This window comes from Coprococcus sp. AF99-45 (genome assembly GCF_027663865.1).
GTDB lineage: Bacteria > Bacillota > Clostridia > Lachnospirales > Lachnospiraceae > Allocoprococcus > Allocoprococcus comes.
On sequence record NZ_JAQDGZ010000015.1, the window covers coordinates 1 to 19683 of the forward strand.

17 protein-coding genes and 1 pseudogene are annotated in these 19683 nt (G+C 43.0%); 17 read left to right on the forward strand and 1 reads right to left on the reverse strand.

Annotated features, from left to right (window positions below):
• Positions 1–460: 460 nt before the first annotated feature.
• The gene (locus tag PGR14_RS10965) at positions 461–766 is read right to left on the reverse strand and encodes a hypothetical protein (protein ID WP_270223394.1); all 306 of its coding nucleotides are present in this window, start codon (positions 764–766) and stop codon (positions 461–463) included.
• A 251-nt stretch (positions 767–1017) separates the two neighbouring features.
• Here PGR14_RS10965 and PGR14_RS10970 point away from each other — a divergent pair.
• From PGR14_RS10970 to PGR14_RS11045, 17 genes and pseudogenes are all read left to right on the forward strand, one after another.
• A pseudogene (locus PGR14_RS10970) lies at positions 1018–1572 on the forward strand (recombinase family protein); the annotation flags it as partial.
• 40 nt (positions 1573–1612) lie between these two features.
• Positions 1613–1720, forward strand: coding sequence for a hypothetical protein (locus PGR14_RS16405; protein ID WP_368281639.1), 108 nt, complete (start codon positions 1613–1615; stop codon positions 1718–1720).
• A 112-nt stretch (positions 1721–1832) separates the two neighbouring features.
• Positions 1833–1991, forward strand: coding sequence for a hypothetical protein (locus tag PGR14_RS10975; RefSeq protein ID WP_008370207.1), 159 nt, complete (start codon positions 1833–1835; stop codon positions 1989–1991).
• Between the two features lie 38 nt (positions 1992–2029).
• On the forward strand, positions 2030–2761 hold the full coding sequence (locus PGR14_RS10980) for a tyrosine-type recombinase/integrase (RefSeq protein ID WP_270223410.1): 732 nt from the start codon (positions 2030–2032) through the stop codon (positions 2759–2761).
• Positions 2752–3189, forward strand: a complete 438-nt coding sequence (locus tag PGR14_RS10985) for a tyrosine-type recombinase/integrase (RefSeq protein WP_156330665.1) — start codon at positions 2752–2754, stop codon at positions 3187–3189. Before PGR14_RS10980 ends, PGR14_RS10985 begins: the two co-directional genes overlap by 10 nt.
• A gap of 17 nt (positions 3190–3206) precedes the next feature.
• Entirely contained in the window at positions 3207–5858 is a 2652-nt protein-coding gene (gene mutS / locus PGR14_RS10990; RefSeq protein WP_330376265.1) for a DNA mismatch repair protein MutS, read from the forward strand.
• 33 nt (positions 5859–5891) lie between these two features.
• The gene (gene mutL, locus PGR14_RS10995; protein WP_055248548.1) at positions 5892–8012 is read left to right on the forward strand and encodes a DNA mismatch repair endonuclease MutL; all 2121 of its coding nucleotides are present in this window, start codon (positions 5892–5894) and stop codon (positions 8010–8012) included.
• Between the two features lie 9 nt (positions 8013–8021).
• Positions 8022–8987 (forward strand): tRNA (adenosine(37)-N6)-dimethylallyltransferase MiaA, encoded by a 966-nt coding sequence (miaA, locus tag PGR14_RS11000; RefSeq protein WP_270223397.1) that lies wholly within the window; start codon positions 8022–8024, stop codon positions 8985–8987.
• Positions 8987–10282, forward strand: coding sequence for a methionine gamma-lyase family protein (locus PGR14_RS11005; RefSeq protein ID WP_008370218.1), 1296 nt, complete (start codon positions 8987–8989; stop codon positions 10280–10282). Before miaA ends, PGR14_RS11005 begins: the two co-directional genes overlap by 1 nt.
• Position 10283: 1 nt before the next feature.
• Positions 10284–11519 carry an NAD(P)/FAD-dependent oxidoreductase gene (locus tag PGR14_RS11010; protein ID WP_055157111.1) on the forward strand — a complete coding sequence of 412 codons (1236 nt, stop codon included), beginning with the start codon at positions 10284–10286 and terminating at the stop codon, positions 11517–11519.
• The gene (locus PGR14_RS11015; RefSeq protein WP_173692524.1) at positions 11512–13164 is read left to right on the forward strand and encodes an NAD(P)/FAD-dependent oxidoreductase; all 1653 of its coding nucleotides are present in this window, start codon (positions 11512–11514) and stop codon (positions 13162–13164) included. The genes PGR14_RS11010 and PGR14_RS11015 overlap by 8 nt, the downstream gene beginning before the upstream one ends.
• A gap of 105 nt (positions 13165–13269) precedes the next feature.
• Positions 13270–13530, forward strand: coding sequence for a DUF4321 domain-containing protein (locus PGR14_RS11020; protein WP_008370229.1), 261 nt, complete (start codon positions 13270–13272; stop codon positions 13528–13530).
• Between the two features lie 66 nt (positions 13531–13596).
• Positions 13597–14307: a RadC family protein gene (gene radC / locus PGR14_RS11025; protein ID WP_008370231.1), complete on the forward strand. Its 711-nt coding sequence runs from the start codon at positions 13597–13599 to the stop codon at positions 14305–14307.
• A gap of 21 nt (positions 14308–14328) precedes the next feature.
• Entirely contained in the window at positions 14329–15351 is a 1023-nt protein-coding gene (locus PGR14_RS11030; protein ID WP_008370233.1) for a rod shape-determining protein, read from the forward strand.
• Positions 15352–16239 carry a rod shape-determining protein MreC gene (mreC, locus tag PGR14_RS11035; protein ID WP_008370236.1) on the forward strand — a complete coding sequence of 296 codons (888 nt, stop codon included), beginning with the start codon at positions 15352–15354 and terminating at the stop codon, positions 16237–16239.
• Positions 16240–16241: 2 nt separating this feature from the next.
• Complete coding sequence (gene mreD, locus PGR14_RS11040; RefSeq protein ID WP_173826051.1) at positions 16242–16769, forward strand: rod shape-determining protein MreD; 528 nt, start codon at positions 16242–16244, stop codon at positions 16767–16769.
• A 61-nt stretch (positions 16770–16830) separates the two neighbouring features.
• Positions 16831–19671, forward strand: coding sequence for a penicillin-binding transpeptidase domain-containing protein (locus PGR14_RS11045; protein ID WP_442872483.1), 2841 nt, complete (start codon positions 16831–16833; stop codon positions 19669–19671).
• The last annotated feature ends 12 nt before the right edge of the window (positions 19672–19683 follow it).

A 19683-nucleotide genomic window follows, 5' to 3' on the forward strand; every position in this document is an offset into this window, starting at 1 on the left:
GGTGGCGAAATTAATTTTATAGACGTGTTTGGTATTTTTAGATGTTTTTACCACAGCGTGAGAAGTCACTAATTCACAGAAATTATACAGAATCATACGAGCATTGATTTCCCCAATTAATACTAAATTGACTACTCCAGCATCACCTATTGATCATATCTTTATTAAAGGATTTATAAAAAATACATGTAGAGTGTCGCAACCAACAGAGTGTTCTGATCATTTAATTTTATGGGCTGAAGAAAAATAGTTAGTAGTTCTGAAAAATGGAATTATTTTATATAAAGGAGCGGACAAATTCTCATTTACAGGGAGCGGAAGATTGAGCTGGATAAAATACCCAGCTCAATCTTCCACATGGAATACATCTTCCACCAGCATATTAAGGGTGATAGGGTAGAGCAATAAAACAGATTAGATGGAAAGGGAAGAGGCACCGTTACATAGGTACCTCTTCTTTTTAAAGAGTTGGCTCTTTCCCTGATACAGGAATTTGTATCTCCGGAGCATTGAGCAGTGCTGTGAAATTCTGCTGAATGATTTCCAGAGTTTTCAGCTTTTTCTGTAATTCCTGTTTTTCCCGAACAGTAGAAGTCTGTTCAGATTCAAGATTTTCAATCTGCTTCTGGATTTTCTTAGACCTTGGGATTTTGGTAATACCGAGATCCTCAAGCTCTTTTTTTAGTGAAGCGTGGAGCTGGTATTCTGCCTGATGTTTGGTGCGGTATACTTTTGGGTTTTTGGCAGATTTGCAATCTTCAATCACTTTACGGCAGAGCCGGTAAGAATCGCAGTGCTTTTGAATGATTTTCTGTGTGCTCAGCGCACTGTTAATTTGTATTATTCTCTGTTCAGCCGCTTTAACAGAAGCATCAACGTCAGAAATATGCTGCTGGACATCTTCATAATTCAGCAGATTATTTTCGGAGAAATAGTTGAAGGTGCGGGCTGTCTCTTTTAGATTGTTTAGTTTTGCCCAACGTTCAAATCCTTCTCGATTGCCGGTTGTAACATACGTGCCGTGACATTTCTATTAAGATCAGGAGTAATCTTGAGATTAAGAGGGAAAAAGGGGAATGCGTGACTCCGTTTGTAGCATTTGGATACAGGAAGACAAAGACAGATAAGCATAAATTAGAGATTGACCCATCTGCAGGCAGTGTAGTACAGGATATTTTTAAGATGAAGCTACGGGGAATGAGTCAGGATGCGATCGCTAATCGTTTAAATGAACTGGGTATTCTTTCACCATTTGAATATAAAATCAGCAGCGGCAGTCATTATGAAACTGGCTTCCTGCAGAAAGAGCAGGCACTTTGGAGTTCTGTTACAGTCCGTAGGATACTGGAAAACGAGGTTTATATCGGAAATCTTGTGCAGGGAAAAAGGACAACACCGAACCATAAAGTGAAGCAGACTTATGTGAAACCGGAAGATGACTGGATCCGGATTGAGAAAAATCATGAGCCACTGGTGAGTGACCGTGATTTTGAAATTATTCAGAGACTTCTGGGCATGGATACACGTACTTCACCTGACCAAAAGCAGGTATCCAAAACTTCTTTTATCAGTAAAAGAAGCCTGCAAGTTAACAGGAGTGTCCGAAAAAACAATGCGTTCTTTAGCTTATGAGCAAAAAATGATGGTGCGAATAGGAAAAAGAACTTTAATTCACAAAAAAAAATTAGAAAAATGGATTGACTATCAAGTGCGGCATTGAGTATTTTATCCTATAGTACCCAAAAAGAGCTTCTTGAAAAGCTCATTAAAATTTGATACTATTAAACGGATGAAGTACCTGTCCATGGGTCAAGAAAAGACAGGTGATCGTCATGGGAAAAGATCTAACAGGCAAAGAATTAGGAAAAGGGTTTACCCAACGAAAAGATGGGCGTTATCAAACACGCATATCACTTGGAGGAGGAAAGAAACCGATATGCCTATATGGTCATACTTTAAAAGAAGTTAAAAAGAAAAGGGAAAATTATTAGAAAAAACAAAATACGGATTAGATATAGACACACACAAAATAACTCTAAATCAGTGGTTTAAAAAATGGATGGAACTCTATATCGTAAATAGGATAAAAAAAACAACAATTCGGAATTATATCGATTCGTATAATCGGTGTATAAAATATATAGGCTATATGAAATTAGCAGATATTCAAATCACGCATGTTCAAAATATGGTTATTGAACTAGCTAACAAAGGCTATAAAAAATCCACTATCCGTTCTACTGTTTCTGTCGTATCCAGCTGTCTTGAAAGAGCTGTAATCGGAAAAATGCTTTTATTCAATCCATGCAGAGGGATTGTTTATCCGGAAATAACGAATAAAAACTTCAAACCGGTCAAAATGGCAGGACAGAATTTGAAACGCATGACAAACGACGAAATCATAAGGTTTTTTGATGTAGCAAGAGATACTCGATATTACGAATTATATATACTGCTTCTTTTTACAGGAATGCGGATTGGAGAGGCGTGTGCATTGGAATGGAAAGATGTTGACTTTCAAAACAACTATCTCCATGTGTATAAAACAATCAATATTGTCCCTGTTTATTACGATGACAACGGGAACAAACTAGATAGACCTTATTACATCAAGCAAATTACATCTCCAAAAAGAACCGCAAGTATAAGAAAAATCCCTCTATTCAAGGCGGCAGTTGATGCGTTATATAGTTGGCGCGAAAAACAGCTTGCTGACAAAAGAAAGTACAAAAAAAGTGGGGGATTAAAAATTTGTTATTAAATGATTATCCTCAATTGATTTTTACGACACAAGAGGGAAATTGTTTTATGCCGACACAGGCAGAAAAAGAGTGCCGACGGATAACTTCCATAATGAATAATCATGAAAAACAACAGGCACTAACAGAAAATAGGGAATATCATATTTCCAATATTCATCCTCATTTATTCCGCCATACGTTTATTACATTGTGTTATGAATTTCATATGGATCCAGCGTCTATAATGCTTATTTCCGGACATAATGATATTGATATGATGAAACATTATACACATCCGGACTCCGTATTTATTAACAGCGAGTTTAATAAATATACAGATTATATGCATAAATATTTATTCCGTTCAAATGCAACAATTGATCAGGATTTACAAATTTGGTCAAAAGATGGTCAAATTAGCATACCACAAACGCTGAAACCCTTATAAAATAAGGAGATTTTGATATGAGTAATGAATTAACACCGATGATGAAGCAATATATGCAGACAAAAGAGGAATACAAGGATTGTATCCTTTTTTACCGCTTAGGAGATTTTTATGAAATGTTCTTCGACGATGCTCTCACAGCATCAAAAGAGCTGGAAATTACTCTGACTGGAAAGAATTGCGGACTGGAAGAACGGGCACCGATGTGCGGAATCCCGTACCATGCAGTTGACAGTTATCTGAACCGTCTGGTATCAAAAGGCTATAAGGTAGCAATCTGTGAGCAGGTAGAAGATCCGAAAACAGCAAAAGGAATTGTAAAACGGGAAGTTATCCGTGTAGTAACACCTGGAACCAACCTGGATACTCAGGGACTGGATGAAACAAAGAACAATTACATTATGTGTATTGTCTATATGGCAGACCGGTACGGACTTTCGGTTGCGGATGTTACAACCGGGGAATATCTGGTGACAGAACTGGATTCCCAGACAAAACTGATGGATGAGCTTTACAAATTTATGCCGTCTGAGATTGTCTGCAATGAAGCATTTTACATGAGTGGACTGGATTTGGATGATCTGAAAAACCGTCTGCATATGGCAATTTATTCACTGGAAGCATGGTATTTTGATGATGCACTCTGCCGGGAAACTTTGCAGGAGCATTTTAAGGTGGCTTCTCTTGAAGGAATTGGACTTTCGGACTATGAATGTGGGATGATCGCGTCCGGTGCGCTTTTAAAATATCTGGAAGAGACGCAGAAGAATTCCCTGTCTCATATGAGCCGTCTGACACGTTATGCAACGGGTAATTATATGGTTCTGGACAGTGCTACAAGGCGTAATCTGGAGTTGGTTGAGACTTTGCGTGAAAAGCAGAAAAGAGGATCTCTTCTGTGGGTACTGGATAAGACAAAGACGGCAATGGGGGCGAGAACCCTTCGGAAATATGTAGAACAGCCGTTGATCGACAAGAAATCCATTGTCAAAAGGCTGGATGCGGTTGCGGAATTGAAGGACAATGCTATTTGCAGAGAAGAAATCCGGGAATATTTGAATCCGGTGTACGATCTGGAGCGTCTGGTCGGGAAAATCACCTATCAGTCAGCAAATCCAAGAGACCTGATTGCATTTCAGAGTTCCCTTTCCATGCTCCCGTCGGTAAAATGTATATTAAAGGATATGGAGAGTGACCTTTTAAAAGAAATTTATGAAGAACTGGATCCGCTGGAAGAACTTTGTGATCTGGTCGGACGGGCGATTCAGGAAGAACCGCCACTTGCCATGAAAGAAGGCGGAATCATCAAAGACGGTTATAATGAAGAAGTGGATCGTCTTCGAAAAGCAAAATCCGAAGGAAAGAACTGGCTTGCTGATCTGGAGACCAAGGAACGGGAAAAGACCGGGATTAAAAACCTGCGGATCCGTTATAATAAAGTATTCGGTTATTATCTGGAAGTTACCAATTCGTTCAAAGATCTGGTTCCGGATTATTATACAAGAAAGCAGACCCTTGCCAATGCGGAGCGTTATATCATTCCAGAACTGAAAGAGCTGGAAGATACGATTCTGGGAGCAGAGGATAAACTCTGTGCACTGGAATATGAGCTTTACTGTGAGGTGAGAAATACTATCGCAGCAGAGTTGACCAGGATACAGAGAACAGCAAAGGCAGTTGCAAAGCTGGATGTGATAGCTTCTCTTGCACTGGTTGCCGAGCGCAACAACTATGTACGGCCAAAGATCAATGAAAAGGGCGTGATCGACATTCGTGATGGGCGACATCCGGTGGTGGAAAAGATGATCCCGAATGATATGTTTATTGCCAACGATACTTATCTGGATGATAAAAAACAGCGCATTTCCATCATTACCGGACCAAACATGGCTGGAAAATCCACCTATATGCGTCAGGCTGCGCTGATCGTACTGATGGCACAGCTGGGATCCTTTGTGCCGGCGTCTTCAGCAAATATTGGACTTGTGGACCGCATTTTTACCCGTGTGGGAGCGTCAGATGACCTGGCAAGCGGACAGAGCACCTTCATGGTGGAGATGAACGAAGTGGCAAATATTCTGCGAAATGCGACAAGCAAGAGCCTTCTGATCTTGGATGAGATTGGAAGAGGAACCAGTACCTTTGATGGATTGAGTATTGCTTGGGCGGTTGTCGAGTATATCAGCAACAGCAAGCTTCTTGGGGCAAAGACCTTATTTGCAACCCACTATCATGAGCTTACCGAGCTGGAAGGCAAGATTAGCAATGTCAACAACTATTGTATTGCGGTCAAGGAAAAAGGTGATGATATCGTATTCCTGCGTAAGATCGTAAAGGGTGGAGCAGACAAGAGTTATGGTATCCAGGTCGCAAAGCTTGCAGGAGTGCCGAATCCGGTCATTAACCGCGCCAAAGAGATCGTAGAAGAGCTGGTGACAGCGGATATTACCGGAAAAGTAAAGGATATTGCGGTACAGGGAAGTGAGACGAAGAAAAAAACGCAGAAGAAGCTGGATGAGGTGGATCTGACACAGTTTTCTCTGTTTGATACCGTAAAAGATGATGATGTGTTAAATGAGTTAAAGGAACTGGATATCAGCCATATGACGCCAATGGATGCCATGAACAAACTGTATCAGCTGCAGAATAAGCTGCGGAACAGATGGTAGGCTGATCCATAAGAGAAAGGAAAGAAGAATCGAATGCCGCATATAGAATTGCTGGATCAGATTACAATTGATAAGATAGCAGCCGGGGAAGTGATTGAACGCCCGGCTTCTGTTGTGAAAGAGCTGGTGGAAAATGCGATTGACGCAGGATCTACAGCGGTGACTGTGGAGATTGAAGAGGGCGGGATTTCTCTGATACGAATTACGGATAATGGTTGTGGGATCGCGAAACAGGACGTGGAAAATGCATTTCTGCGCCATTCGACCAGCAAAATCCGCAGTGCAGAGGATCTGACACATTTGTCTTCTCTTGGGTTCCGCGGAGAAGCGTTGTCGAGTATTTCGGCAGTTGCAAGAGTGGAACTGATCACAAAGACAAGAGAAGATGTATTTGGGACAAAATATATCATAGAAGGCGGAAAAGGAAGAACGCCGGAGGAGACCGGAGCGCCGGATGGGACGACCTTTCTGGTGCGTCAGCTGTTTTTCAATACACCTGCCAGACGCAAATTTCTGAAGACGCCGATGACAGAGGCAAGCCATATCAGTGATCTGCTGACCAGACTTGCCCTTTCGCATCCGGATATTTCCTTCCGGTTTATCAACAATGGACAGGTAAAGCTGCATACTTCCGGGAACGGGAAGATGAAAGATGTCATTTACCACATTTACGGACGGGAAATTGCGAACAATCTGATCCCACTGGAATTTGAAAAAGATGGTGTAAAGCTGTCCGGATATCTGGGAAAGCCAGTGATTAACCGTGGAAATCGAAATTTTGAAAATTATTTTGTCAACGGGCGTTATGTAAGGAACAGTATTCTTGCAAAAGCGATTGAAGATGGATACAAAGATTTTACGATGCAGCATCGTTATCCGTTTGTTGCATTCCAGATTGAGATCAATCCGGAAAAAATTGATGTAAATGTGCATCCATCCAAGATGGAACTTAGGTTCAGTAACCAGCAGGGGATTTACAATCTGCTTTATGAGGCGATCAGTAAAGGATTGCATGAGCCGGAGTTGATTCCGGAAGTGGAAATGTCTGCGATCAAAGTACCGGGAATGTCTGAAAAAAGACAGGAAAAGAAAACTGTTATAAGAGATGCGGGAAATCCATATCGGACAGATGGCACTTCACCCAAGATGCGAAAGAGTTCCGTTCAGGAGGGGGCAGAGCGAGCGGAATCCTGGTCGCAGTCAGAGATGCCGTCAGCAGAACTTCAGACACAGATAAGTACAGAAAAGACAGTCTCAACCGGTGACGAAAAGCTGGATTATTTTATGCAGAAGATGAGGGAGCGGGTTTATGCCAGTCATCTTACAGAAGCAAAAGAAGAGCAAGAGAAGAATATCGGTGCTAAAGAGTCAAAGATGGCTGCATTAGATGAAAATCCGGCTGTAGATATCCAGAATAAAGGAATAGAAAACAGAGCGTATTCTTATAAAAGTAAAGAAAAAACAGAGCGTGATCCGGAAAAAACAGAGTCAAATCTGTTTTTGAAGGATTTGAAAGCAAAAAAAGTAAAACAGTTAGATTTGTTTGAAGAGCAGATTTTAAAGAAAGAGGCAAGACAGGAATACCGGATCATCGGACAGGTTTTTGAAACCTACTGGCTGATCCAGTATCGTGACAGCCTCTATATTATAGACCAGCATGCCGCACATGAAAGAGTCCTTTATGAAAGGGCCCTTGCAGGAATGAAGAAGAGAGAGTATACTTCACAATACTTGAGCCCACCGATCATCCTGAGCCTTTCTATGCAGGAGATTGATGTGTTGGAGACATTTAAAGACCGCTTTACGGCAATCGGGTTTGAAATTGAGCCATTTGGTGGTGACGAGTACGCAGTTCGCGCAATTCCGGATAATCTGTTTGGAATCGCCAAAAAGGAACTGCTTCTTGAAATGTTGGATTCCCTGTCGGATGGGTTATCGACCAGTCTGGAACCAGAGCTGATTGATGAGAAGATTGCGTCCATGTCCTGCAAGGCAGCTGTCAAAGGAAATATGAAGCTGTCCTATGCAGAAATGGATGAACTGATCAATGAACTGTTGTCCCTGGATAATCCATATCATTGTCCGCATGGCAGACCAACGATCATTGCGATGACAAAGCGGGAACTGGAAAAGAAATTTAAGCGTATTGTGTAGGAGAAGAACATGACACAGATGACAGAGAAGAAAAAGCCACTGATCATATTGACAGGTCCGACTGCTGTCGGAAAGACGGCTGCGTCGATTGGCCTTGCAAAAGCAATTGGAGGAGAGATCATTTCGGCGGATTCGATGCAGGTATACCGGCACATGGATATTGGTTCCGCAAAGATTTTGCCAGAAGAGATGAAAGGTGTGAAACATTATCTGATCGATGTGCTTAATCCGGAAGAGGAATTTAATGTAGCTGTTTTTCAGAAGATGGCAAAAGATGCAATGGTAGAGATCTATAAGAGAGGACGTATTCCGATTGTTGTAGGTGGCACGGGATTTTATATCCAGGCGCTTTTGTATGACATTGATTTTGAAAAGGGAGAAGAAAACACTGCCTATCGAAAGAAGCTGGAAACGTATGCAAAGGAGTATGGTGCGCAGGCACTCCATGACAGGCTAAGGGAAGCGGATCCAAAGTCGGCAGATGCAATTCATGCAAATAATGTAAAACGGGTGATTCGTGCTCTGGAATATTATCATGAGACAGGAACAAAGATTTCCGAACATAATGAAGCAGAACGGGAGAAGGATTCCCCGTATCAGTTTGCGTATTTTGTTCTGAATGATGTGCGTAGCCGTTTGTATGAGCGGATTGATCGTCGTGTGGATCTGATGGTGGAGCAGGGGCTTGTAGATGAGGTGACTGCTTTAAAGACCAGAGGATGCACAAGGGAAATGGTTTCAATGCAGGGACTTGGATATAAGGAAATTCTGGATTATCTGGATGGAAAGAATTCACTTGAAGAAGCGGTAACGATCCTGAAAAGGGATACCCGTCATTTTGCAAAACGTCAGTTGACCTGGTTCCGCAGAGAGCGGGATGTGAACTGGATCCAGAAAGAGGAATTCGGATACGATGAAGAGAAGATTTTGCAGGCAATGCTTGTGATACTGAAAGAAAAGGAGATTATAGACTAATGGATATCAGTCAGAAAATACAGAAATTATATGAACAGACCGGAATTTCACCGGAAGTTCATGATTTTGGAGAAAAAATTGAAAAATCACTGAAAGAACGTTTTGATAAGATCGATAAGATGGCAGAGTTGAACCAGCTGAAGGTCATTCATGCCATGCAGGAAGCAAGGGTGAATGCAGAATGCTTTAACTATGCATCTGGCTATGGATACAATGATTTTGGAAGAGATACGCTGGAAAAGGTGTATGCAAATGTCTTTCATACCGAAGATGCGCTGGTAAGACCACAGATTACCTGTGGAACCCATGCACTTGCTTTAACACTTTCTGCAAATTTAAGACCTGGTGATGAACTGCTTTCCATCGCAGGAAAGCCTTATGACACACTGGAAGAGGTCATTGGAATCCGCCCATCCACAGGTTCCCTTGCAGAATATGGAGTAATCTATAACCAGGTGGACCTGCTGCCGGACGGAAGCTTTGACTTTGATTCGATTGAAAAAGCGATTGGCGAGAAAACAAAGCTGATCACGATTCAGCGTTCCAAAGGATATCAGACAAGACCGAGTTTTTCTGTGGATCAAATTGGGGAAGCAATTGCATTTGTCAAGAAGATCAAACCGGAAGTCATCTGTATGGTGGATAACTGCTATGGTGAATTCGTAGAAGAAAAGGAGCCAAGTGATGTGGGTGCGGATCTGGTTGTCGGTTCCCTGATCAAGAATCCGGGTGGCGGACTTGCCCCGATCGGTGGCTATGTGGCTGGAAGAAAGGATCTGATCGAGCAGTGTGCTTACCGCCTTACTTCTCCTGGACTTGGAAAAGAAGTGGGTGCTTCACTTGGTGTGATGCAGTCGTTTTATCAGGGACTTTTCCTTGCACCGACTGTTGTTGCAGGTGCATTAAAAGGTGCTATTTTTGCGGCGAATGTATATGAAAAGCTTGGTTATGCAGTTGTACCGGACGGAAAAGAGGAACGCCACGATATCATTCAGGCGGTAACACTTGGAAGTGCGGAAGGTGTAATCGCATTCTGTCAGGGAATCCAGGCGGCAGCACCGGTTGACAGTTATGTAACACCGGAACCGTGGGCAATGCCGGGATATGACAGTGATGTGATTATGGCGGCAGGGGCATTTGTACAGGGATCGTCCATCGAACTGAGTGCAGATGGACCGATCAAAGAACCGTATGCAGTATATTTTCAGGGAGGCCTCACCTGGGCGCATGCAAAACTTGGTATTTTAATGTCTCTTCAGAAGTTATATGAAAAAGGAATTGTAAAGGAATTATAGAATGAAAAAAAGAGTCATCATCATCGGCGGCGGAGCAGCTGGCAGTATGGCTGCACTTACGGCGGCGCAGAACGGCGCAGATGTACTGCTTCTGGAACAGAATGAAATAATTGGCAGAAAAATACTGTCGACGGGTAATGGCAGATGTAACTTTACCAATCGTTTTCAGGATTCATCCTGCTATCGAAGCGATAATAGCGGATTTGCATGGAAATCAATCGGAAAATTTTCTGAGCCTGAGACAACATCTTTTTTTAAAAATCTTGGAATTTATCCGAAGGATAAAAATGGCTATCTGTATCCCTGGTCCGAGCAAGCCTCGGCAGTGAGGGAAGCGCTGGAGTCTGCGCTGAAACTGGCAAAGATCCGGATTCATACCGGAGTTCGCGTATTTGGGATCATACCAAAGAAAAATGGTTTTCAGATCAGTTTTTCAAAAGATGGGAAAAAAGGAATGATTTCCGGTGAGGCTGTGATCCTTGCGGCCGGATCAAAGGCAGCTGCAAAGCTAGGGAGTGACGGAAGTGGATATGACCTGGCAAAAATGCTGGGACATAAGCTGGTTCCGGTTGTCCCGGCTCTGGTACAGCTCCGGTGCAGGGAAAAGCTGTACCGGCAAGTCGCAGGCGTTCGTACTCATGGAAAAGTAACGGTTTTTATCGATGGGACAGAAACGGCTTCTGATATCGGCGAGCTGCAGCTTACGGATTATGGTATTTCCGGGATTCCGGTCTTTCAGATCAGCCGTTATGCAGCGAGAGGTCTGTATGAAAAGAAAGAAGTTTTTGCAGAACTGGATTTTATGCCGGATTTTGGAGATGTAGAATTTTTGCAGATGTTAAAGGAACGGAAGATAAGGCTGGATGGTCTTGTGATGGAACAGTATTTTAATGGGTTATTCCACAAAAAGCTTGCCGGTGCGTTGCTTAAGAGAATTGGAATTTCAGGAACAATGCCGGTGCATGACCTTAGTGAAGAGAATCTGGAAAGACTTTGCCGGATCTGTAAGCATTTCCGTACTTATATTGATAAGACAAATCCGTTTGAACAGGCGCAGATCTGTGCGGGTGGTGTAGATACAAGCGAAATTGATCCGGACACGATGGAGTCGAAGCTTGTAAAAGGACTTTATTTTGCAGGAGAAATTCTGGATGTAGATGGAATCTGCGGAGGTTACAATCTGCAGTGGGCATGGACCAGTGGTTATCTGGCAGGGAAAGGAGCGGCAAATGCTTAGAATCAGTCAGCTGAAGCTTCCGGTTACGCATACGGAAGAGGATTTGAAGAAAAAGATTGTGCACACACTGATGTGCAGGACAGAAGCGGTACAGAGCTATGAGATTATCAAGCAGTCTCTGGATGCCAGAAAGAAGCCGGAGCTGTTCTATGTCTATACTGTGGATGTAAAAGCGGACAATGAAAAACAGCTTTTGAAGATGCTTACCCGAAAAAAGCGTGCAGGCAATGTGCAACTCCATGAAGCAATGCCATATGTTTTTCCGGCAGGAGGCAACGAAAAATTGAAGTCACGTCCGGTAGTTGTCGGATGCGGTCCTGCCGGACTTTTCTGTGCGTATTTTCTTGCAGAATATGGGTATCAGCCGGTTCTTCTGGAACAGGGGGCACCGGTAGAAGAGCGACAGAAAGATGTTGAGGAGTTCTGGAAGACGGGGGTGCTGAAACCGGATTCCAATGTGCAGTTTGGAGAAGGCGGAGCAGGGACGTTTTCAGACGGAAAACTAAATACACTGATCAAGGATCCGGTGGGGCGCAATCGTAAGGTGCTGGAGATTTTCGTGGAAAACGGAGCACCAAAAGACATTCTTTATGTGAATAAACCACACATTGGAACGGATATTCTACGGACTGTGATCAGAAATATGCGTGAGAAAATCCTTGTGTGGGGTGGTGAAATCCATTTTCATACACAGATGACAGAGGTCCTTTTTACGGAAAATACAAGGCGGATCAGAGGGATCGTATATGAAGATCTTCTGAAAAAAGAAAAAGAAGAAATACAGACGGAGACGCTGGTTCTGGCACCGGGACACAGTGCGCGGGAGACCTTTGCGATGCTCTTCGAGAAAAAGGTTCCGATGGAGGCAAAATCCTTTGCGGTTGGTGTACGTGCAGAACACCCGCAGGAGCTGATCAATCATTCCCAGTATGGGGATGCAAAGGCATCTCTTCCGGCAGCAGCCTATAAGCTGACTGCAAAACTGCCGGATGGAAGAGGTGTATATTCGTTCTGTATGTGTCCGGGAGGCTATGTGGTTAATGCGTCTTCGGAGGAGGGATATCTTGCGGTCAACGGAATGAGCTATCATGCCCGCGACAGCCACAATGCCAACAGCGCAATCGTTGTGACGGTTACACCGGAGGATTTTGAAAGCGACCATCCGCTTGCTGGAATTGCATTCCAGAGAAAACTGGAAAAGGCAGCTTACAAAGCAGGAAAAGGGAAAATTCCGGTACAGAGATACGGGGATTTTTACCGGAGTGTGACCGGAAAAGAAAAGGAAAAGACCGAAGCAGAAGTCTGGTATCAGGGACATGAGCCATGTATGAAGGGTGCGTATGAAGAGACAGACCTGGCGGGGATTTTTCCGGCAAAGATCAGTAGCGCGCTGGTGGATGGGATGGAAGATTTTAACAAGAAAATTCGAGGTTTTTCGCATCCTCTTTCCATTCTTTCCGGAGTGGAGAGCAGAACCTCTTCGCCGGTACGGATCGTAAGAGATAATCATTCGCTGGAAAGCGTGATTGGAGGACTTTATCCTTGCGGAGAGGGCGCAGGATATGCCGGCGGGATTACGTCGGCGGCAGCAGACGGTATTAAAATCGCAGAGAAAATTCGACAAAAATATGCACCGTTTTTATAGAAAACAGCTGTGTTAAGAAAAAAATAATATTTAAAAAGTCTATACACGTTTTTTAAAATATGCTAAAATGATACCAGTTTGTGATTCAAAAGAGGAGGAGTACAGATGAGAGGAGCCGGAAGTAAGAATGCCTGGGCGTTATTTCTGCTGATTTTGGCAGGAATTGTTCTGGGTGGCTTTATCGGTGTGCTTGCAGAAGGGGTTCCAGCACTTAGCTGGCTTTCTTATGGACAGACTTTCGGGGTAGAGACACCGATTGTTTTGAACCTCGGACTTGTCGTTATTACGTTTGGTCTTACGATTAAGATCACGATCGCAAGCATTATTGGAGTGATTATCTCCATATTCATTTATCGTTTCTTATAGGATGTATAAAGCATCCCATATACAAGGGTGGAGAGTCTGGTGTGAATCAACAAATCCTGCAAAAGGATGAATCAAAAAAATACCATTCGAGAAATGTTATCAGAAGAGCGGCCATATGAAAAATGTGAACGCTTTGGGGCGGGCAGTTTAACAGATATTGAATTGCTCGCTGTTTTGTTAAGGACTGGAACAAAGGGAGAGAGTGCACTGGATCTTGCCAGGAAGCTTTTTTATCCCGGAGAAGGTACACAGCCACAAGCCAAAGCCCATCTTCAAAGCTGGACAAAAGAAGAACTGCTGAAAATCAGTGGAATCGGAAGAGTAAAGGCTATTCAGATCTTATGCCTTTGTGAGCTTTCCAAGAGAATGTCCCAGCTTTCAGCCAGAGAAGATCTGGATTTTTCAAGACCGGATACAATTGCAGCATATTATATGGAAGATATGCGCTATTACAGGCAGGAGCATTTGAAACTGCTGATGCTGAATACGCGTTCCAGACTGATCGGAGAAAGCGAAATTTCGAGAGGGACAGTAAATATGTCCGTAATTTCCCCGAGAGAGCTTTTTATAGAGGCATTGCAAAAGAACGCAGTCTATATTATACTGTTGCACAATCATCCAAGTGGTGATCCGATGCCGAGCAGGGAAGATATTCTTGTGACGCAGCGCATCCGGGAGGGCGGAAGCCTTCTTGGAATTGAACTTCTGGATCATATCATTATTGGTGATAACTGCTATGTATCACTCGCAGAGCAGAAGCTGCTTAAGGAAAAGTAGTATGGAAAGGAACTTTAGATTATGGCGCGAAATATTTACGGTCTTGATCTCGGGACTTATGAGATCAAGGTGTATGATAAAAAGCAGGACAGTACGTGGAAAGAGAAGAATGTAATTGCTATTGTGGACGGAAAAGAGATCTTGGCTGTCGGCGATGAAGCATATGCGATGTTCGAGAGAACACCGGGAAATATTGAAGTGGTGTTTCCGATGAAAGAAGGTGTAATCAGCAGATTTACGGATATGCAGTATCTTCTTCAGAATCTGCTGAAGAAAGAGCGCCGTTTTACAAGAGGATCAGAATATCTGATCGCAGTACCTACGGATGTCACAGAAGTTGAAAAACGGGCGTTTTTTGATCTGGTTGTTCATTCAACGGCGAAAGCAAAAGAAGTGAGTATTGTAGAACGCGGTGTTGCGCAGTGTATCGGAATGGGAATTGATGTCCGGAAGACAAAAGGGATGCTGATCGTTGATTTTGGTGCGGCTACAACCGAATTATCTGTAGTAGGTTCAGGTGGCATGGTACTTAATAAAATGCTTAAGATCGGTGGTATGACATTTGATGTGGCAGTTCAGAATATGGTCCGCCGGAATTATGATTTTCTGATCGGAAGACAGACAGCCGAGGCTCTCAGAAAACGTTTTGGAGTGCTTGGCGGAAACGGAAAAGCTTCCATGGTGGTTGCCGGACGTAATCTGGTTGTTGGTGTACCAAGATACCAGGAAATCCCAAGCAGTGCGGTACGGGCTGCGATGAAAGAATCTCTGGAAACCTGTACTTCGCAGATTGGTCAGTTGATTGAACGGACCCCACCGGAGGTAGCCCGTTCAATCAGAAAGAATGGAATCTGTCTGACGGGTGGTGTTTCCAGGCTACCGGGGCTTGACCGGTACATAGAAGCTGTGACTGGATATCCGGTGCATGTGGCTGCTAAGCCGGATCTGTGTGCAGTAGAAGGGCTGCGACGGATGATCAATTCAAAAGAACTTAAAAAACTTTCGTACTCAATGTTGGATGAAAATTATAGGTGGATAAGATAGATGAAAAGAAAGAATCAATTTTCGACATCAAATAAATACTGGTTGCTGATCCTTGCTATCATATGTATTGTATTGATGGGACTTTCCGGATTTGCAGAGTCCGGGAAAGGACCGCTTTCCTGGGCAGCAGGTTACACGATCGTGCCGATGCAGAAAGGAATCAACCGTGTCGGGATGTGGATCGGCGATGTTTCAGAGAATTTTGCAACACTTCAGGAAATAAAAAAAGAAAACAAAGAACTGAAATCCCGCCTGGAAGAGATGACGACTGAGAATAACCGGTTGCAGCAGAATTCAGCAACGCTGGAAAGATATAAAGAATTATATAAGATGGATCAGAATACAGCGGATTATCCGAAAGTTGCTGCGAATGTAATCGCCAGCGAGAATAGCAACTGGTTTTCGAAATTTACGATTGATAAGGGAAGCAATGATGGGATCAGGGAAGATATGAATGTCCTATCTGGAACCGGACTGGTTGGAATCGTCACAGAAGTCGGACCGAACTGGGCAACAGTAAGTTCGATTATCGATGATAAAAATGTAAGTGCCATGATCCTGACAACCTTTGACAAATGTATTGTAAGCGGAGATCTGCAGACGGTGCAGGACGGACTTTTAAAATTTGAACAGCTTGCCAATAATGAAAATGAAGTGGCGGTTGGAGAACAGGTTGTAACATCGAATATCAGCAGCAAATATCTGCAGGGACTTCTGGTTGGATATATTTCAGAGGTAAATGTAGATTCCAATAACCTGACAAGATCCGGATATATCATTCCTGCTACGGATTTTAAGGAATTACAGGAAGTTCTTGTTATTACAACAACAAAGCAGGATCTGATCGATGGAAAAGGTGAAAGTGGAAGCGATAACGGAGGCGAATAGACATGAAAAAGATTAAAAGGATCCTGATCTGTGCTGTGTTGATCACTGTCTGTTTTCTTCTGGAGACAACGGTGTTTCAAAAGCTGGCGTTTGCCTCGATTATTCCGAATCTCCTGATTATCGTGACGTCCTCATTTGGATTTATGAGGGGACAAAAAGAAGGAATGATCATCGGCTTTTTCTGTGGACTTTTAAAAGATATACTAGGTGGAAATCTGCTTGGATTTTATGCGCTGATCTATATGCTGATCGGATATGGCAACGGATTTTTCCAGAGAGTATTTTATGACGAAGACATCAAACTCCCGTTGGCACTTATTGCCGGCAGTGAGTTTCTATATGGTATGGTGATTTATGTCCTTTTATTCATGTTAAAAAGTGATTTCCATTTTTTGAATTATCTGAGACATGTGATCATGCCGGAACTGGTTTACACGATTCTGGTTACACTTGTTCTGTATCAGATCATTCTGCATATTAACCGAAGACTTGAAGAAGAAGAAAAAAGGAGTGCTAGCAGATTTGTTTGATTTATTGGATCGTCTGAAAAGATGGTTTATCGACTTGGTAAAATCTAGAGTGTTTGTGCTGATGCTTGTGTTTATTGTGCTTTCTACAATTTTGATACAGCGTGTGTTTGTTTTACAGATCGTAAACGGACAGGCATATCTGGATGACTATAAGCTTCAGATCCAGAAAACAAAAGAGGTACAGGGAACCAGAGGCCGTATCCTGGACCGGAACGGAGTGGTTCTGGCAGATAACAAGCTCGCATATTCCGTCACGATTGAAGACAACGGTGACTATGATACGGTCAAAGAGAAAAATAAAATCATCAATGCAACAATTGAGAAAGTGATCAGTATTGTTGAATCGAATGGAGATTCTATTGTCAATGATTTCAAAATTATTCTCAATGATAATGGAGAATATGCTTATTCCATGACAAGCGAGGTGCAGCGTCTGCGGTTCCTTGCGGATGTGTTTGGAAAAGCAACCATTGATAAGCTCAGTAACAAGCAGAAGGCATACAGTGCGGCAGATCTGATGCATTATCTCTGTACAGATGAGACCTACGGTTATGGACTGGACGAACAGAAACTGTCCAAAGAAGAAATCCTGAAGCTGGTAACAATCCGGTATTCCATGGGACTGAATCGCTATCAGAAGTATGTGGCTACAACAATTGCAAGTGATGTCAGTGAAAGTACAACAGCTGCTATCATGGAGAACCTGGATACTCTTCAGGGAGTTAATATTGAAGAGGATTCAATCCGTTATTACCCGGACAGCAAATATTTTGCGTCTATTCTTGGTTATACGGGCGTGATTTCACAAGATGAATATGATGCGTTGGATGAAAAGGAGTCGGACTCGTATTCTCTTACGGATGTGGTTGGAAAAGCAGGGCTGGAGCAGACACTGGATAAAACACTTCAAGGTGAAAAAGGTGAAATCAAACTTTATGTTAACAGTGTGGGAAAGGTCATTGAGTCCAAGCAGGGGAAAAAGGCAAAAGCAGGAAATGATGTCTATCTTTCTATTGATGCCAATCTGCAAAAGGCAGCTTATGATCTCCTGGAAGAAAAGCTTGCCGGAATCATCCTTTCCAATCTGACTACGTCTTTGACCTATGACCGTACACAGGCAGAAGAGGGAAGTGATGTGAAGATACCGATTGGTGATGTTTACAATGCATTTATTTCCAATGAGATTCTGAATGTGGGACATTTTGAGGCTGCGGATGCCTGGGAGACTGAGAAAAGTGTGTATGCGTCATTTTCCTCCAAAAAGGAGGCAGTGCTTGCAGATGTGATGGCACAGCTGAGTGATTCAGGTGCGCCGGCATATAAAGACTGTGATGAGGATATGCAGGCATATCTCAGTTATATTATCAGTACTGTACTTACCCAGAATGCAGCAATCATTCAGAAAGATTCGATTGATACCAATGATTCTACATATATTGCGTGGGAAAATGATGAGAGCATCAGTCTCTATACTTATCTGAATTATGCGATCTCCAAGAACTGGATCGATACATCAAAACTGACTGATTATATGAACAGTGACAGTGAGTATTCGGATCAGAATGAAGTATATCAGGGGATTCTGGCGTATATCAGTGCAAATCTTCCTAAGAATTCCGGATTTGACAAACTGATCTACAAGTATATGATACGCAATGAAGAAATCACAGGAAGCCAGATTGGTATGATGCTTTATGAGCAGGGAATTCTGAATTATGATGCAGATGTTTATAATAAGCTTGCGGATGGTACAATGACCGCCTATGATTTCATGTATTCCAAGATTGAAGATCTGGAAATCACACCGGGACAGCTTGGACTGGAACCATCTACCGGATCGGTCGTAGTAACTGACACGAAGACCGGACAGCTTCTTGCCTGTGTATCCTACCCGGGATATGATAATAACCGGCTTGCAAATACCATGGATTCAGGCTATTATACAAAGCTTTTAAATGATCAGTCAGCACCGTTATATAATAATGCGACGCAGGAGAAGACGGCACCGGGATCTACTTACAAACCACTGGTTGCTGTTGCCGGACTGACAGAAGACGTCATTGATACCAGCACGTATATCAGCTGCGGCGGACTCTATGAGAAAATTTCACCGAGTCCACGATGCTGGATTTATCCGGGGTCGCATGGAAGTCTGAATGTGACGAGTGCGATCCAGCATTCCTGCAATATGTTCTTCTATGAAGTTGGATACCGTCTGGGACTTACAAACCAGATGCTCAGTAATGCAAAGAGCAGCGAGTCGGGATATTCTTCTGACCAGGGATGTGAGACGCTTCTGAAATATGCGACTATGTTTGGACTGAACCAGACAACAGGAATCGAAATTCCGGAATCGTCACCTCAGGTATCTGATCAGGACTCTGTACGTTCTGCAATCGGTCAGGGTACTAATAACTATACGACAACTCAGCTTGCAAGATATGTTACAGCAATTGCAAACAGAGGAACTGTTTATAATCTTTCTCTTCTGGATCATGTGGAAAATAAGGATGGTAAGGTAACAAAAACTTACGAACCGAATGTGCTGAACCAGATAGAGGGTGTTTCCGGAAATACATGGGATGCTGTTCAGTCGGGAATGCGGGCGGTTGTTACCAGCAACAGTACATATTCTTCGCTGGGAAATATTACAATGTCAGGTAAAACCGGTACGGCACAGCAGAGTAATACACATCCGGATCACGGTCTGTTTGTTGGCTATGCGCCAAGTGACGACCCGGAAGTCGCATTTGCGATCCGTATCAAAAATGGTTATGAATCTTTATATCCGTCAGAGATTGGAAGAGACCTGATGCGCTATTATTATGGAGAGACAAGCCGTGATGAGCTGATCACAGGGCATGCATCGGCAGCAGGTTCATCATCGACACATGGAGACTAGATTGAGGGGGAT